This is a genomic window from Vibrio sp. S457-15, from assembly GCF_000960545.1.
GTDB lineage: Bacteria > Pseudomonadota > Gammaproteobacteria > Enterobacterales > Vibrionaceae > Vibrio > Vibrio parahaemolyticus.
In genome coordinates this window covers 477,683-494,230 of the sequence record NZ_JYOQ01000174.1, presented here as the reverse complement: position 1 = coordinate 494,230, position 16,548 = coordinate 477,683, and the positions used below count along the sequence as shown (strand labels likewise).

Genomic DNA, 16,548 nt, shown 5'->3' with positions numbered 1-16,548 from the left:
AGAATTTGCTTGGCGACCATAGCGTTTTGGACCCACCTGATTCCATTCCGAACTCAGAAGTGAAACGAAATAGCGCCGATGGTAGTGTGGGGCTTCCCCATGTGAGAGTAGGACATCGCCAGGCTTTAAATATCGTTACCCGTACTACGTGTAACAACATCTTCAGTGTACTAATCTGATGATGAAAATTTGTGGAGAGATGGCTGAGTGGTTGAAAGCACCGGTCTTGAAAACCGGCATACGTTAATAGCGTATCTAGGGTTCAAATCCCTATCTCTCCGCCACTATAAAGAAAGCCTGCAAAGTAATTTGCAGGCTTTCGTCATTTTCGACGTTTGAGAATTAGATGGGGTTTGTATTTAATCCCAAGTCGGCCGTGACCCTGACTCTCAGTACAATTAAGAAGCCTCGCTAGAAATAGCGAGGCTTTTTTATTTCAGCACAAACTGGAAATGATAGAGGTTTAGCAAATCCCCGGTTGAGATCCCCTCCAAGCTAGGCGGCCTTGTTCTAATATTCAATACAAGGTTTGTTCTTAAATGAATGATTTTTAGCATACAGATGTTCCATTAAAGCTTTCGAACCTACTAAAGTGACGCTTTCTAAAGCAGCAAGCCTTAAACGCTGTGAGATTGAGTGGCTGGCAACTTGAGTTTTAGTGTTGCACACCTTGCAGCTATTCAACTTCCCTTTTCTCTAGTTAATTCAGATACAAAAACGCCCAAGCGATGGGCTTGGGCGTTCTTACATTTAATGTGTTTGTCGAGTGTATTAGAACTCTTTCGGTGCGAAGCCAGTCATCACGTCTAGGCGTAGTTCTTTACCCATTTTGGTCATAGGGTGAACGATAACTAGGCCGCGTACGCGTTTCTTCAGTTTACCGATGTCTGCCTGTTCTGCTTTAGTGATTTCACGAGAGAATGGCATATCTAACAGGCTTTTACGTTCTTTATTTAGTTCGTATGTTTGTTTGTGCTTAAGTTGGTTAAGCTTCTTTGTTAGATCTTCAACTTCATCCGTGAATTTAGAAATCATTTCGTGATCACCACGAGAACGTGCTGCATCCAGTTTACGTTGGCAGGTATCTACGCGGTTATGCAGCTTTTGAATATCAGTTTTAATGCTCATGGTAAATAGACTCAATTTTTTAATGGTCGAGGAGTATAGCATAGCTGAAAATCTACGCTCTACTATCCTCCTCGATTCTATGTTTACTTGATTAGTTCATTCCCTGAAACTTGGCCGGAGAAGAAGGTTTCTACGTTGTTCAATGTCACAGATGCTATGTTATTCAGCGCTTCGTGAGTTAAGAAAGCTTGATGGCCAGTGAACAGAACGTTGTGGCATGCCGATAAGCGGCGGAAAACATCATCCACGATAACGTCGTTGGATTTATCTTGGAAGAACAAGTCCTTTTCGTTGTCGTACACATCTAAACCGAGAGCGCCAATCTTACCCTGTTTAAGTGCTTCGATAGCGGCGACAGAGTCGAGTAACTCACCTCGGCTTGTATTGATGATCATCACGCCATCTTTCATTTGAGCAAAAGCGTTTTCGTTCAATAGATGGTAGTTTTCTTCGCTCATTGGACAGTGAAGAGAGATAACATCTGCATTGGCGTAAATCTCTTCAAGAGAGCAGTATCGTGCACCCATTTCTAAAGCCAGAGGATTTTCGTAAGGGTCGTAGCAAAGCAGTTCCATTCCTAAGCCTTTAAAGATTCGCATCGTGGCGATACCAATCTTGCCTGTGCCGATAACGCCAACGGTTTTGCCGAAAAAGTTGAAGCCAACTAATCCTTCTAAAGAGAAGTTGGCATCACGGGTGCGTTGATACGCTTTGTGGAGACGACGATTCAAACACATCATCAAACCGACGGTATGCTCGGCGACCGCTTCGGGAGAGTATGCAGGCACTCGCACAACTTGAAGGCCAAGCTCTTTAGCCGCTTGTTGATCTACTTTATCGAAGCCAGCACAACGCATCGCAATGAGTTTTGTTCCGCCCAAAGAAAGTTGTTTTAGAACGGGAGCAGAAAGATCATCATTGACGAAAGCGCACACCACGTCACAACCGTGCGCCATTTTTGCGGTTTTTTCGGTGAGTCGAAAGTCGTGATAGTGAAATTCGAAGTCGCGATTGTTCTTAATTTTATTAAAAGAGGCTTCGTCGTAGGATTTTGCACTAAAAAAAGCAATGTTAATCATAGTTCCCTCCCAAAAAGTATGGGTTTTATAAATAAATCTACTTATAAAGTAATGTAACTTAGGCCTAATGAATAGTGAAATCTTTGCTTAAATCTCAGTAATATCAAGATGCGATTAGCACCGTCTTTTTTACGTCTCAACGTTATAATCAGATTGCTTTGTGAGCATCATCTGACTAGCATAGCTTCTCTTTTATTTCCTTCTGACTCTTGGTTTGGGCGTTCTGGCAATGTCGATAAAATGGTGTGCTTTAATTCTGTGTGGATTGGTTACGTTCAGTACGCACGCCGCTGTCGATCTGGTTAAAGTTGATAAATCGAAACGCAGAATGTACTTGATGGAAGATGGCATCATACTAAAAGAATATCGTATTGCATTGGGTGCCAGTCCTAAAGGCCATAAGCAAGAAGAAGGCGACAACCGAACGCCAGAAGGCAGTTACACGCTCGATTACGTGATTGAGGATTCTGCGTTTTATCGCTCGGTGCACATTAGCTATCCCGATGCTATTGACACGTTAGAGGCGCACCGGAGAGGTGTCTCCCCGGGTGGGAACATTAAAATTCATGGTTTAAAGAATGGTGAGACGCAAGATCCTAGCTTTATTCAGAGTTTTGATTGGACCAACGGGTGTATTGCGCTCACCAATGAAGAAATGGATGAATTCATCCAGCTTGTCACCATGGGAACACCGATCACGATCGAGTGGTAGGACTCGTTATCCCACGGGAGCTTTGAAAGGTTACTTCATAAAACGTTTTGGATGGTCACTAAAAATGCCATCTAATTGCGGAAGGTGCTTGAGCTTATTCGGGTTGTTGACCGTGTAGCACATGACCTTATAGCCCGCTTCTTGCAGCTTAATGATCTGACGCGAACGAACCCAGTTAATATTTAGGTTACAGCTGTACGCTTTAACTTCATCTAACAATAGCCCGTCTTTTTTTGTAAAAAACTCACTTAAAACACCCAAACGATAACCTTCGCAATGCTGGTAAAGTGCTCTGATGACATCATGACTAAAGCTTGAGAGTAAAAGGTTCTCTTTAGGCATTGAACTTTCGGTAAGCACTTTTGCGAGCGTTTGTGCGACGTCATCCGCTGGATGGCGGTCTACTTTAACTTCAATATTCAGATTTAGACCTCGCTCAGTAGCCAAGCTTAATAGCTCCTCAAGAGTCATGATATTTTCGCCAGCAAAATCTTCGCTGAACCAGCCACCGAAATCTAATTGTCTTAGTTCTTCCAACGTATGCGCATCAACTCGCCCTTTGCCATTGCTGCATCGATTTAACGTATGATCGTGGCAAACCACAAGTACGTTATCTTTTGTTGGCTGAACATCCACTTCTACCCATTTTAGGCCGAGATCAATTGCAGCTTGAACGCTGACTTTTGTATTTTCTGGGAACGAGCCGGCAACGCCGCGGTGACCAATTAACAGAGTTTCCATTTTGTTTGCCTTCTTGGATTAGATATCCAGATTGTACTCGCTTTTGGCCGTTGATATAGAGGTGAAAGGCTTCTTCAGGGCGGTAACGTCACGATTCAACGGTGTAATTTTCATCAAACAAGCATGGTGCGGAAATGAAAGACTAGATTGGTAACAGATTCTGAGCTACAAAATGACGTTGGACTTTTATGCTCTTGCCGCTCATTTTTAAAGAGCGACGTATCTTTCAAGAGCCGCATTTTTCAGGGAGAGTAAGATGAAAATTGGTGTGATTGGCGCTGGCGCCGTTGGAGTTGGTGTTTGCAATTATTTGCTCACGCTAGGCAGCGTCAGTGAACTTGTTCTGTTAGACCAAAACTTAGAAAGAGCTGAAGGGGAAGTCTTCGATTTTCGTCACACTGCGGCGTTAACCTTTTCCAAAAATACCCGCATTATTCCCTCAGATGATTACCTCGATTTGTTAGGTGCCGATATTGTTGTGATAACGGCAGGTGCGCAAATTCAACAAGGACAAACACGTTTAGATATCGCGGAAGTCAACGCGAAGATTGGCGTCGAGATCGCTAGCAAAATAGAGCGTGTTGCGCCAAAGGCGGTTTTGATTGTCGTGTCCAACCCTTGTGACATTGTTGCTCATTTTATTACTACCAATACGGGCTTTGAGCCAAACAAAGTGATCAGCAGCGGGTGTGTGATCGATACAGCCCGCTTGATGAGCATTGTTGCTAACCGTGTGGATCTTGACCCTAAAAACATATTTGGTTATGTACTGGGAGAGCACGGAAGCCACTGTTTCACACCAAAGAGTTTGATCTCTATTGCTGGCCAGCCTGCGGATTATTATTGCGATACGCACAATATCGAGAGAATAGATGCTGATGAGTTGCTCGAAGCGGTTAAGCAAGCGGGTTACGAGATATTTCGTCGCAAACACAATACGGTGCATGGTATTGCAGCCAGCGTATTTCGAATCATTCAAGCCATAAAAATCAATGAGCGCTCTGTGTTGCCAGTTGGCACGATGATGTCGGGTCAATATGGTGTGAGTGGCGTCGTGCTAAGTCTACCGACGGTGGTCGGGAAAAAAGGTGCAGAGTCGGTTCTTACTCACCCGTTTACAGAAGAGGAGCTTGAAACATTACACTCTATTAGTGTGAACTTGAGATCCATTGTTGAGAATGTCGCGCAATCGACAGGTTTGAAGTGCTGATTGTAAACAAAGAAATTCTCCGTATTGTCTTATCTAGCCTACTGTTTAGTAGGCTTTTTTGTGTCTTCCAAACAGAGAAAAGCCCCATAAACTATGGTTGTTTAATTTGCAAATGAGTAATAGAATGCGAACCATTTTTATTTGAGTGGTAATTTGGCATGTCTCGAGTTCTGATTGTTGATGATGACGTTCCTTTGTGTGAGCTTTTAGAAGTAGTTTTGCAAGATGAAGGATATACCGTCTCTTCTGTGCATTGTGGTGAAAGCGCGCTGCAGTACATGGAGAAAACGCCAGTCGATTTAGTGTTACTCGATGTGATGTTGCCAAACTTAAATGGGATGCAAGTTGCTCGTCGTATTTGCCAACGATTTGCTACACCAATTCTGATGCTTACTGCATTGAACGATGAAAACTCGATGCTGGATGGCTATCAAGCGGGTGCCGATCAATACATTGGTAAGCCATTCAATGTTGCTGAGTTGCTAATGCGCATCAAAGCGATCTTGCGTCGAGTGGGCTTGGAGCGTCAACGCCAAACTATTTGTAATACCGCCCAGAGTATCAGTGATCAGCTAACCAGCTTACCGTTGACCAGCACTGAAGCGGAGCTTTTAAGCCATTTGGTTAAGAATCAAGGCGTGGTGATCTCCAAAGCTGAGCTACAGACAGAAGTGTTGAAAAAAGAACTCAGCCCGTTTGATCGCAACCTAGATATGCACATCAGTAACATTCGCCGAAAATTGGTTGAAGCGGGCTTATCTAAACAGCACATCAAAACGTTTCGAGGCAAAGGCTACAGTTATTTAGAATCTGTGGGCGCGTGATGAAACTGGTGTGTCCATCCTACATAGCAAAGCGCAAAGACAGCCTTGCGTTTAAGCTTTTCAGTTACATGACCGCGATAGTCATCAGCATTTTGCTGGTGCAAGCCTTAGCGGAACAAGCCTTGGTGAAAGCCATGTTGAAAGTTCCAAATAGCGTCAAAATGGAAATGTTGGATCTTGCTCACCAAGCCAACGTGCTGATTGAACATGGCGACATGGATGAGTTGGCTGATTGGGCGAACGCGCAGCAGTTCTATTTGTTTGTACTGAACGAGCAACTTCAACCGGTGACGCATCGTCTCATGCATCCACATTTTGAATTCAAGCTCCAATTCAAACGCAGTATTGATGATCAATTGGAAGACAAAGTGAATCGACCAATCATCAGCATTCCATTGGTTCAGCAGCACAACTTAGTCATTCAACTGCCACATCGCTTACATCCTGCGAATGACTTCATACTGTACTTTTCCATTATCAAAGTGGTGATTGCCGCCGTGATTTTGGCTTTGTTCTCGCTTTTAATGGCTCGCAACTTACAGCAACCGTTGGACAGACTCAGAGAGGCGAGCAAGAAGCTTTCTAACGGCGATTTTAATGTCAGTGTTGTGCAGGAGCTAAAGTCCAACACGCGAGAATTTAATGAACTCGCGCAAGACTTTGACCACATGACGAAAGAGATTCACTCGCTAGCGGAGAAGCAACGTCTTTTGATTCGCGATGTGTCCCATGAACTAAGAACGCCTCTTGCTAGACAGAACTTGGTTTTGCACCTATTGCGTAAAAGAGTTGGTGAAAGCGAACAAGAACTAGTGACGCGGTTGGAAGACGAAGCCAAAGAGCTGAATCATCTAATCAGTGACATTTTGGAATTTAGTCGCCTTGAGAATGCTCGCTACGACAAAGAGACCAAGCGTAGCGATCTTGAAGTGCTACTAGCCCCACAAGTTGAGCGTTGCAAAATCGATTTGAGGGAATCACAGAGCATTGTATTTATTTCACGTGTGACCGAGCCGAGAGCTTACTGTGAAGATACTCTCGTGGTGCGTTGTCTGAATAATCTAGTTGGCAACGCTATCAAATACGCGGGTGAAGATGCTCGGATCGAAGTGACTCTGACTAATCAAGAAATCAATGGGCAGGCTTATCTGGTTATGTCTGTCTCTGACGATGGGCCAGGCATCCCAGAGAACAAGTTATCCGATATCTTTAACCCGTTTACCCGCTTGGATGCCTCGCGAGACAAAAAGCTTGGTGGATACGGCCTTGGACTGGCGATCGTTAAGGAATCGATGCGAATGATGGGTGGTTCCGTCAATGCAGAGAATCGTTCTCAAGGTGGTTTAACCGTGAGTTTGGTGTTCAGACAATAACGGGTAACAATGAAGTGAACTCGATTTGTGATCTGGATCTCGTATGAGCGGTTCTTCATCAGAGAGTTCTTTACAAAACTTTGCAAATGCAAAGAATGTAAATTTAATGCAAATGGTAATACTTATCACTTATATTCACTCGCAAAATAAATAAGAGGGAATCACATTCACTGAATGTGCGACCCGAAAATAATCGGAGTGAAAGGATATGTTTACTAAGAGCCATTTGGCATTAGTGATCGGTGCGGTGCTAGCAGCGCCTGCAGTGGCAAACGTTCAAACAGATGAGCACCTAGTTGTAGAAGGTCGCGAGTTCGGCTACAAAGCTGATACCAACAGTACAGCGATGCGTATGGAAATGACGCAGCTAGAAACTCCGGGACAGGTAGCGGTCATCGACGAAACCGTCATCGATGAGCAACGCGCAAGTACACTAGGTGAAGTGTTACGTAATGACGCGAGTGTAAGCGCGGGTGGAACTAGCCGTAACCGTGAACGTTTCTCGCTACGTGGTTTTGAACTAAGTAGCTCTGATGGCTTCCTACGTGATGGTCGTCAGCACTGGTCACATTACCGTCAGCCAATTGAGCTTTTAGAGCGCGTTGAAGTGCTAAAAGGTCCATCTGGTCTACTTTATGGTAAGTCTGAGCCGGGTGGCTTAGTAAACATGGTTTCTAAGAAACCAACAACACAAACACAGGTCAGCTTGAGCCAAGATATCGGTTCAAACGAACATTCGCGTACCGTACTTGATGTAAGTGGTTCTTTAAATGACGCAGAAACGCTACGTGCTCGCGCTATTTTTGCGAAAGAAAACTACAGCTCTTGGCGTACGTATGGCGATGGCACAAAGCCGCAAACTGACCGTGTTGTGGGTGGCCTAGTTGTTGAGTATGACATTACTGAAAACATCATGGTGTCAGCGCATTATGACCGTACAAAAGACGAAGGTAGCGTAGATTCAGGTGCTTACATCGTGGACGGAAAGCCAGTTCGTGGTGATAAGTACATCTGGGACGCTCAGTGGTCAAAAATTGATAACGACGTAGAAAACTACGGTATCGATATTAATGCTCAAGTGACTGATAACGTGAATGTGAAAGCGGGTTACAACCGTCAAGACTTTAAGCGTTTTGATGTAGAGTCTTACCCTAAGTTTGACAATTATGACAAAGAGGGTGTGATTCGACATAAAGGGAACGAGCGCACAGATAACTGGGTATTCGATACCGCGTACTTAGACGTGACAACCAATTTCTCTTTGTTGGGTACAGAAAATACGTTTTTGGTGGGGGCGAACTACCTCGACTACAAATACGACCGCTTTATGGCTTTCCATGCAGGAGAGGATGTAGCGGCAGGCACGACAGTTACTCGTCCTGGAACCGTACGCTCGAAAAAATACCCAAGAGGCGAGCATGACACTTGGGGTATTTACGCGCAAAACATGATGACGATTAACGATTACTGGCAAGTACTTGCGGGTGCTCGTTATGACGAAAAGCGTGAAGATTCGCTAACAGAGAACCAAGTTTCTCCAAAGTTAGGCGTGATTTTCCACCCGACATCGAATGGTTCGATTTACGTGCAATACTCTGAGAGTTTTATGCCGCAAGGTGAAGTCAGCAACGGTAGTCGTACTTACATCAATGATGGTGAGAAACTCGACGCTGAGCGTGGTATCTCTTATGAGATTGGTACGAAGTGGGAACTGTTTGATCAGCGTTTATTTGTATCAGGTGCTGTATTTGATATCACGTTAGAAAATATCTCGCTGGATGTTGAAAGTGGTAAAGATGCTAGTAATCAGCTCCTACACAAGAAAACGCAAGGTGGTGAGCAAGTTCACAAAGGTGCTGAGTTAATGGCTCAAGGTTTTGTGACTCCAGAGTTGTCGCTAACCGCTTCTGCAATGTACTTGGATGCCGAGTTGAAGAAGGCAGAAAGATTTGAAGGCAACCGCCCTGCCGATGTGCCAGAGTTCTCGGCAAGTCTATGGTCTAGCTACAGGGTTCAGGACAATACGAACCTAAACCTCGGTTTGATTTATGAAGGTGATCGCTACGGTGATGCAGCGAATACCTTCAAGAAAGATGGCTACGCTCGCATTGATATGGGCGTGTCATACAAGCATAAGTACGATGAAAACTTGGATATCATTGCTCGATTCAATGTCGAAAACTTATTCGACACAGACTACCTAGCAGGTGGTGGTAGTACGAATAGCAATCAAGAAGGTGCGAGTGGAGTAGTGGTTGGAGAAGGCCGCAACTACATGGCAACCATCCAGTTCAAGTACTGATAACAATTTGGTTAGTAAAGGGGAAGTTTGGTCTTCCCCTTTAGTCGTTTTTAGGAAATAGCATTTAAACTCGTATGAATCTAATGAAATCAAGTATCGCTCTGTTGATCTCATCCGTTTTGATTCCTGCCCACGCAGCGAACTTAAACGATGCACAAGCAGTGCAGAGTAAAACTAACCAAGCATCAGCGGTTAGCCAAAAACGTATTGATGCAAGCGCAGAAAAGTCTCTGACGCTGGAAGCGGAAATCGAACAGCTTCAGGAAGAAGTCAGCAACTTGAAGATTTATCGTGATCATCTTTCAAGTTTGGTCGAAAGCCAACATCAAGAAGTGAACAGTTTGAACGAGCAAATTGAGCAGATTGCTCAAACTCGTCAGGGTGTCGTGCCATTGATGTATCACATGCTTGAAGGACTCAAGCGTATAGTGGCCAGCGACAAACCTATTCGTAAAGCTCAGCGTGAAGAACGCATTGCGAAGCTTGATGATCTGATGACGCGAGCTGATGTTGCCGACGCAGAGAAATTCCGTCGAATCCTAGAAGCCTACCAAATTGAAATGGACTACGGCACCAAGCTTGGTATCTACCAAGGCAAAATTAACCTAGATGCGAACGAAAAAGTGGAAGCTGATGTCCTTTACTTGGGCCGTGTATCTTTGGTTGCGCGTAGCCTGTCTGGTGACAAATTCTGGAGTTGGTCGCAACAGCAACAAGCCTGGCAGCCTGTTGGTTCGGAACAAAAGACCGAGCTAGATAAGGCGTTTGCTATGGCAAACAAACAAATTGCACCGAGTATGTTAACTCTGCCAGTGTCACTAACGGTTGCGGAGGGCAAGTAAATGATCAAGAAATGGCTATCGGTTGCTCTTATCTCAACCGCGGCGATGATGCCTCACACGACGTTCGCGAGTGATACGTTGTTGCAAAAAGCGCAGCAAGAAAATCGTCAGCAGCAAACGCACAATGCGTCACGTGAATCGGGTTTCAAGAAAACCGAACAAGAGCTGCAAGCAATTAAAAACAAGCTCGTTGCTGAACGTGCAGCCCTTCAAGCCGAAGCTGATACATTAAGCGTCACGTTTAGTGAAAATGAAGCGGAACTGGCTCAGCTAGAAGAAAAATTGCGTTTAGAAACGGGCAGCCTAGGCGAACTATTTGGTGTTGTTCGTCAAAACGCGAAAGAGCTTGAGTCAGAACTGAAACACGCAGTGACAGGCGTAGATGCCAACTCATATCAAAAAGACATTGAAGCTATTGTCGCGGCGAAGTCTCTACCGACGTTGAAGCAACTGCAAGCGATGTGGCGCAGTATGGAAGAGCAAGTTACCGCAAGTGGCGAACTGGCGAAGGTCTCTTTCACTTTGCTCGATGGAGAAGGTAAAGAACAGACAGTCAATGGTGTTCGTCTTGGCGCAATGGCACTACTTGATGACAATGGCTATGTGAAATGGAACGGCCAGCGTGGTGACGCAGTGAACTATTTGCGTCAGCCAGAAAATGGTCCGACAGCGAGCGCATTCACCAACGGCGAATTGGATTCGTTAGTTATTGATCCATCGCGTGGCATTCTTTTAGAACAACTAGCGAACTCGCCAACGCTGAAAGATCGTCTAAATGCGGGTGGCGTAGTTGGCCAGATCATCCTTGTTCTATTAGCGATTGGTTTGATTATCGCGTTGGTTCGCGGTGTGTCTCTTTTCATTGCGCGCCAAAAAATCGCGAAGCAGCTAAAGAATCCAACCAAAGCAGAAGATAACCCTCTAGGTCGCGTTCTTTCTGTTTATCAAAACGACAAACATCGAAGTGTCGAAGCATTAGAATTGCGTCTACTTGAGGCGGTGGTTGATGAGCAAACGCACCTTGAAAAAGGACTATCGATGCTCAAACTGCTTGCAGCGCTGGCACCAATGTTGGGTCTGCTAGGTACGGTAACGGGCATGATCGAAACATTCCAAGTGATCACTCAGTTTGGTAATGGCGATCCAAAAGTCATGGCGGGCGGTATTTCGATGGCGTTGGTGACAACGGTTCTCGGCTTGGTAGCCGCAATGCCACTGCTTCTGGCGCATAATGTGCTGAGTTCTCAAGCCGAGAGCATTCGCAACATTCTAGAAAAGCAGGGTATTGGCTTAGTTGCTGAACAAGCAGAGCGCGATATGTCTAACAACAAAGGCAACCGTAACACGATAGCGGAGAACGCAGCATAATGGAGCAGATCCTACTCAACACTTTGGGTTTGATCAGTGAGGATTGGGCCAATACCTTGATGAGCTTTATGCAGCAAGGTGGCCAAATCCTATGGTGGTTGGCAGCCGTTGTAGCGGTGTGTTGGTTACTGGTTATGGAGCGAGTGGTTTACTTAACGACGGTATTTCCGAAGGTAAACAAAGAGCTTCGTGAACAGTGGCAGGCACGGCCAGAGCACCACTCTTGGTATGCACATCAAATCCGCGATGGATGGATTGCAAAGGCACAAATCGAATTGCGCCAAAACCTTTCGACGATCAAGTTATTGGTGGCCATTTGTCCCATGCTTGGTCTGTTGGGTACTGTCACTGGCATGATTACCGTTTTTGACGTGATGGCCTCACAAGGCAGCAGCGATCCAAAATTGATGGCTTCGGGCATCTCTTTAGCAACGCTGCCTACTATGGCAGGTATGGTGGCAGCATTGGCGGGCATGTTTGTATATGCTCGTTTAAGCAAAGTATGTGAACGTAAAGCGATCCAATTAGAACAATCTTTAAGGAGTCAGAAGTGAGACTCGGACGCAGACCAAATCAACAAGACGAAGCTCAAGTCGATTTAACATCGATGCTTGATATTGTATTTATCATGTTGATTTTCTTTATTGTTACCAGCTCTTTCGTGCGAGAGTCTGGCGTGGAAGTGAACCGCCCTCAAGCATCGAACGTGGTCAGTCAAAAAGACGCAGGTATTTTCATCGCCATTACGGCAGCAAACGATGTATACATCGACAAACGCTTGGTCGATCTGGAACGCGTAGAAGCATCTATTGAGCACCTATTGCTAGACCAGCCAGATGCATCGTTAGTGATTCAGGCTGATGAGCACGCTTACAACGGCACCGTTGTGAAAGTGATGGATGCCGCTAAAGGTGCTGGCGTGAAGAACATTGCACTGGCAGCGGAGAAACCTTAATGGGTAGGCTGTTAATTGCGTTACCAGCGTCATTATTGATCGCCGTGAGTTTGTTTAGCTTTATGGCGTGGATGGTCGATAACGGCAATCAACGCACACCAAAACCGTCTGAGGCAGTGCGTTTTGATATGGTCATGGTTGAAAACGATGCCGATGTGCAGCGTCGTCAACGTTCAGTACCAGAGCAGCCAGAGCCACCTCAAGCACCAGAGCCGATGGAGTTGTCTCAAGCCAACACGCAAGTGGAGCCGATGAGCCAAGTAACACCGATCAGCGCGCTTGGGTTAAACACGGCGTTAGATGGTATTGCGATTAATGCGCCAAACCTAAAGGGAACCATGGGCAATCAACAAGCGTTACCGCTGTATAAAGTTGAACCTCGTTACCCAAGTAAAGCATTAAAACGCAAGGTTGAAGGCTATGTGATCATGCGCTTTACGATTGACACGACGGGTCGTCCAAAAGACATTGAAGTGATCGATGCAGAGCCAAAGCGTATGTTTGAAAAAGAAGCCATTAGCGCGTTGAAGAAGTGGAAATACCAATCCAAAGTTGAAAATGGTGTGTCGATTGAGCAGTTCGGACAAACCGCAAAAGTGGAGTTCAAATTAGGCAAATGATGAAGAAATTCTTAATCACAACGCTGCTTAGTTTGACCGCAGCCAGTGCGATAGCTCAAGAGCTTAGCCAGTACACCGCATCTAGAGTGCAGCGTGCGCACAGCTTAGCTCAAGAAGAGAAGTTTAAAGAAGCGATCTCAACTCTCGAATCGTTAGACCTATCGCGTGGCTACGATCAAGCGTTTGTTGCTCGTATGCTCGGTATTTTTTATTGGCAGAATGAGCAAGTTAAGCCTGCTATCAAGCAACTGGATTTCGCGGTAAGCAGCGGTTTATTGCAAGACGAGCAAGCGTGGCAAACACGTAAAATGCTAGCGGATATTTTGTTGAACGAACAACAGTTTGCTAAAGCCTTGCCGCACTATTACGAGTTGAGTAAAGCCGTACCTAAAAACCAGAAAGCTCATGAAGTTTGGCTGCGCATCGCACAATCGCATTACCAGTTGAGCCAATGGAATAAAGTGTTATCAGCGATGGGTCGCTACGAGAAGTTTGGTCAGCCGGATGAACTCGGTCCATTGTCGATTAAGCTTTCGTCTGAACTGGAACTCAAAAAGTGGCAGCCTGCTATTGTCACCATCAAACGTTTGATTGCAATTGAGCCTGAACGAGTTGAGTGGTGGCGTCAGCTCGTCGCTTTGCATTTACGTGTCGATGACAGCAAACGCGCGCTAGATGCAATGGCTTTAGCCAAGCTACAAGGTGTCGCGCTCAGTCAAGATGATTTTAAACTGCTGGCACAGCTTTATGCGAAACGTGGAATCCCGGAGCGTGCTGCTTTAATTATGGAGCAGTTGGAAGACCTTAACGTCGATAGCCAGTTAAAAGCTCAGCAGGCGACCTATTGGCAGATGGCAAAAGAGTGGGATAAATCCATCGATAGTTGGCGAATTGCCGCGAAGTTGGATTCTAAATACTACTGGAACTACTCTCAGCTACTTGTTCAAGAAGGCCACTACCAACAAGCATTGGCTGCTTTGGATAAGGTAAAAGGTCGCAATGCTGACGTCGCGCTCATCAAAACCAGAGCCTACTACAAGTTGAATCGATTGGATGACGCATTGGCGAATGCGAAACGTGCGAATGAAATCAAACCATCGAATCAAGCCAAGAGTTGGGTGAAATACTTAACCCAACGGCGTAAATCGGAAGCGACACAAAGCTCTTAGCGCAGAACAAATGAAAAGACCCGAAGTCATTCTCGGGTCTTTTTTGTTTTTGAGCCTTAAATTACCTTGCTCTATAAGGTGTTTATCGTTTCATCTCCACTAAACGTAAACAATGTAAATTAAATGCCAATAAGAATGATTATCACCTAAATTATGCTCCACATTTATTGGTGATGATTGTTTTCTATGTTGCTTAAAAGCAAAGGTGTTCAAACGTGGGCGCGCCGTCTACATATCTATATTTCGATGGCTCTTTTATTGGTGACGCTGTTTTTTGCGCTCACTGGCATCACGCTAAATCGTCCTGAGCTGTTTGAGCGAAAAGAACCCATCATTCAACAGCACACCATCATCATCCCGCCGCAGACCTTGTTTTTGAACGGCGAAAGCTTCCAGCCAAACCGCGTTGCACTCATTGACTTTTTGACCCAAGAAGTGGCTTTACGCGGCACTCCATCTGCTTTGGACGTTTATACCGAAGTGGAGCAAGGTGAATTGGTGCTTGGCGAGCTCTCTCTGGATTTCAAAGGGCCGGGTTACAACGCCACGGTTTTCGTTGATATGACCACTGGCGACGCCGATATTGAAACCACCCATTATGGCGCGGTGGCACTGCTGAATGATCTGCATAAAGGTCGTAACAGTGGTGATGTTTGGAAGTGGTTTATCGACATCACTGCGCTGCTGATGGTGTTTTTCGTCCTGACCGGTGTATGCCTGTTATTGCCGAAGAAAAAGACGTTCAGAACATCACTACAGTGGATGAGCTTTGGCTCGTTGCTGTCGCTTGTCATTTATTTTGTTGCTGTGCCTTAACAGCCAGTTGTAGAGAAAAGCTTATGTTGAACACAGGCAAGTTACTTCGCCAAAACCTAGTTTGCAAAGCGGCGTTAGTTGCGGCTTTAGCACCATGGCCAGTTTTGGCTGCGCCTTTACCTGATGCTGCCAAAATCGACTTTGAATTTGAATTGCCAAAGATCGATACCTCAATGTACGCCCGTCCTTACGTCGCAGTGTGGGTTGAAGATGAACAACGTCAATCCGTTAAAACCATTCAGCTTTGGGTCGGTAAGGATGAGTGGCTCAAAGACATGCGCAGCTGGTGGCGAAAAGTGGGTCGTTATGATCGCGATCTGATTGACGCTGTGACGTCTGCGACTCGCCCTGCTGGGCAGTATCGATTTGTTTGGGATGGTACTAACGACGCAGGCGAACGCCTCGAGCAAGGTGACTATACCTTACATGTTGAGGTCGTTCGTGAACACGGTGGTCGCAACTACTTGCGCCAAAAAATGACATTAGCGGACAGTGAGGTGCGCTACCAACTCAAACCAACTCAAGAGACGGGGGTCATCACCGTCAATTACCAAGTTAAGTGATAGAAGGACACAACAATGAAAACCAAAATGAAAGCAGTGGCGTTAGCAAGCGTAATGGCAATGGGATTAGCTGCAGCGACAACGGCACAAGCGCATCCTCGTTGGGTTTTGCCTTCGCACTTTACCGTTTCTAAAGAAGGTGGTGATTGGCTCACGTTCGATGTGACCGCTTCTCATGGCACATTTGTATTCGATAAGCCAGCAGGTAGCGAACAAGCTTTTGTCATCATGCCGGATGGGCGCTCTGAGCGTCCGAACTTTGTAATACGCGGTAAGCGTCGTTCGATGTTCGATTTCTTCTTTGTTGAAGAGGGCACGCATAAGGTTGCGATCAACAATGAGCCGAGCTACTACACCCAGTACAAAGCAGGTCGCCGCGATACTGTGAAGTGGGTTAGAGCCAATAAAGCTGAGCGCGCTGATGTGCTACCAGAAAAAACGCGTGATGTGGTGACTCAGCTAAGCTACACCCGCGCAGAAAGCTACATCACGGTCGGTAAACCAACAGAAAAAGCGTTAGAAATTGAAGGCAAATTGCTAGAGCTAAAACCGCTGACTCACCCATCTGACATCATTGAAGGTGAAGCGGTGACGTTCCAGTTCTTCTTCGATGGCAAACCTCAACAAGGTGTGACGGCAGAGATCACGCGTGAAGGAACGTTGTATCGCAACCATCAAGAGCAAATTGACGTGGTGAGTGATAAAGACGGAAAAATTACTTTTACGCCAGACGTGGCAGGGCGCTATCTAATGAAAGCGAACTACAAAGGGGAGTTGAACAATCATCCGCTAGCTGACAAAACCAGCGCGAATGTACACCTAACGTTTGAAACTCTACTCAACTAA

The 16,548-nt window shown here is 45.6% G+C and carries 17 protein-coding genes, 1 tRNA gene and 1 rRNA gene; 16 read left to right on the top strand and 3 right to left on the bottom strand.

Annotated elements, in window-relative coordinates; genetic code table 11:
* Positions 1 to 8 precede the first annotated feature (8 nt).
* Positions 9 to 124 (top strand): 5S ribosomal RNA (gene rrf, locus UF05_RS19575).
* Between the two features lie 69 nt (positions 125 to 193).
* Positions 194 to 284 (top strand) — tRNA-Ser (locus UF05_RS19570).
* A gap of 487 nt (positions 285 to 771) precedes the next feature.
* On the opposite strand, the gene UF05_RS19565 is transcribed toward UF05_RS19570, so the two are convergent.
* Together UF05_RS19565 and UF05_RS19560 are read right to left on the bottom strand one after the other, a co-directional pair.
* Positions 772 to 1,128: a YibL family ribosome-associated protein gene (locus tag UF05_RS19565; protein ID WP_005467110.1), complete on the bottom strand. Its 357-nt coding sequence runs from the start codon at positions 1,126 to 1,128 to the stop codon at positions 772 to 774.
* Positions 1,129 to 1,211: 83 nt separating this feature from the next.
* Positions 1,212 to 2,207, bottom strand: a complete 996-nt coding sequence (locus UF05_RS19560; protein WP_020841687.1) for a 2-hydroxyacid dehydrogenase — start codon at positions 2,205 to 2,207, stop codon at positions 1,212 to 1,214.
* Between the two features lie 229 nt (positions 2,208 to 2,436).
* Here UF05_RS19560 and UF05_RS19555 point away from each other — a divergent pair, with 229 nt between their 5' ends.
* Entirely contained in the window at positions 2,437 to 2,919 is a 483-nt protein-coding gene (locus tag UF05_RS19555; protein ID WP_025524850.1) for a L,D-transpeptidase family protein, read from the top strand.
* A gap of 30 nt (positions 2,920 to 2,949) precedes the next feature.
* On the opposite strand, the gene UF05_RS19550 is transcribed toward UF05_RS19555, so the two are convergent.
* Positions 2,950 to 3,660 carry a glycerophosphodiester phosphodiesterase family protein gene (locus UF05_RS19550; protein WP_045546329.1) on the bottom strand — a complete coding sequence of 237 codons (711 nt, stop codon included), beginning with the start codon at positions 3,658 to 3,660 and terminating at the stop codon, positions 2,950 to 2,952.
* Between the two features lie 256 nt (positions 3,661 to 3,916).
* Between UF05_RS19550 and UF05_RS19545 the strand changes: the two genes are divergently transcribed.
* The 13 genes from UF05_RS19545 (at position 3,917) to UF05_RS19485 (ending at position 16,548) form a co-directional block, all read left to right on the top strand.
* Complete coding sequence (locus UF05_RS19545) at positions 3,917 to 4,870, top strand: L-lactate dehydrogenase (protein WP_025509841.1); 954 nt, start codon at positions 3,917 to 3,919, stop codon at positions 4,868 to 4,870.
* 158 nt (positions 4,871 to 5,028) lie between these two features.
* The gene (locus UF05_RS19540; protein WP_005459337.1) at positions 5,029 to 5,694 is read left to right on the top strand and encodes a response regulator transcription factor; all 666 of its coding nucleotides are present in this window, start codon (positions 5,029 to 5,031) and stop codon (positions 5,692 to 5,694) included.
* Positions 5,694 to 7,067, top strand: coding sequence for a sensor histidine kinase (locus UF05_RS19535; RefSeq protein ID WP_005459362.1), 1,374 nt, complete (start codon positions 5,694 to 5,696; stop codon positions 7,065 to 7,067). Before UF05_RS19540 ends, UF05_RS19535 begins: the two co-directional genes overlap by 1 nt.
* Positions 7,068 to 7,275: 208 nt before the next feature.
* Positions 7,276 to 9,369, top strand: a complete 2,094-nt coding sequence (gene peuA / locus UF05_RS19530; protein WP_045546328.1) for a TonB-dependent siderophore enterobactin receptor PeuA — start codon at positions 7,276 to 7,278, stop codon at positions 9,367 to 9,369.
* A gap of 74 nt (positions 9,370 to 9,443) precedes the next feature.
* Positions 9,444 to 10,211, top strand: coding sequence for a DUF3450 domain-containing protein (locus tag UF05_RS19525; RefSeq protein ID WP_029797603.1), 768 nt, complete (start codon positions 9,444 to 9,446; stop codon positions 10,209 to 10,211).
* A complete protein-coding gene (locus UF05_RS19520; protein ID WP_005459330.1) occupies positions 10,212 to 11,579 on the top strand; it encodes a MotA/TolQ/ExbB proton channel family protein in 1,368 nt (455 codons plus the stop codon). It begins immediately after the preceding gene.
* On the top strand, positions 11,579 to 12,133 hold the full coding sequence (locus UF05_RS19515; RefSeq protein ID WP_045546327.1) for a MotA/TolQ/ExbB proton channel family protein: 555 nt from the start codon (positions 11,579 to 11,581) through the stop codon (positions 12,131 to 12,133). Before UF05_RS19520 ends, UF05_RS19515 begins: the two co-directional genes overlap by 1 nt.
* Positions 12,130 to 12,534 (top strand): ExbD/TolR family protein, encoded by a 405-nt coding sequence (locus UF05_RS19510; RefSeq protein WP_005459364.1) that lies wholly within the window; start codon positions 12,130 to 12,132, stop codon positions 12,532 to 12,534. The genes UF05_RS19515 and UF05_RS19510 overlap by 4 nt, the downstream gene beginning before the upstream one ends.
* Positions 12,534 to 13,154, top strand: coding sequence for an energy transducer TonB (locus tag UF05_RS19505; protein ID WP_029800819.1), 621 nt, complete (start codon positions 12,534 to 12,536; stop codon positions 13,152 to 13,154). Before UF05_RS19510 ends, UF05_RS19505 begins: the two co-directional genes overlap by 1 nt.
* Positions 13,151 to 14,323 (top strand): tetratricopeptide repeat protein, encoded by a 1,173-nt coding sequence (locus tag UF05_RS19500; RefSeq protein ID WP_045546326.1) that lies wholly within the window; start codon positions 13,151 to 13,153, stop codon positions 14,321 to 14,323. The genes UF05_RS19505 and UF05_RS19500 overlap by 4 nt, the downstream gene beginning before the upstream one ends.
* A 186-nt stretch (positions 14,324 to 14,509) precedes the next feature.
* Positions 14,510 to 15,139, top strand: a complete 630-nt coding sequence (locus UF05_RS19495; protein WP_045546325.1) for a PepSY-associated TM helix domain-containing protein — start codon at positions 14,510 to 14,512, stop codon at positions 15,137 to 15,139.
* 23 nt (positions 15,140 to 15,162) lie between these two features.
* A complete protein-coding gene (locus UF05_RS19490) occupies positions 15,163 to 15,702 on the top strand; it encodes a DUF2271 domain-containing protein (protein WP_025509846.1) in 540 nt (179 codons plus the stop codon).
* A gap of 15 nt (positions 15,703 to 15,717) precedes the next feature.
* Positions 15,718 to 16,548, top strand: coding sequence for a DUF4198 domain-containing protein (locus UF05_RS19485; RefSeq protein ID WP_005497841.1), 831 nt, complete (start codon positions 15,718 to 15,720; stop codon positions 16,546 to 16,548).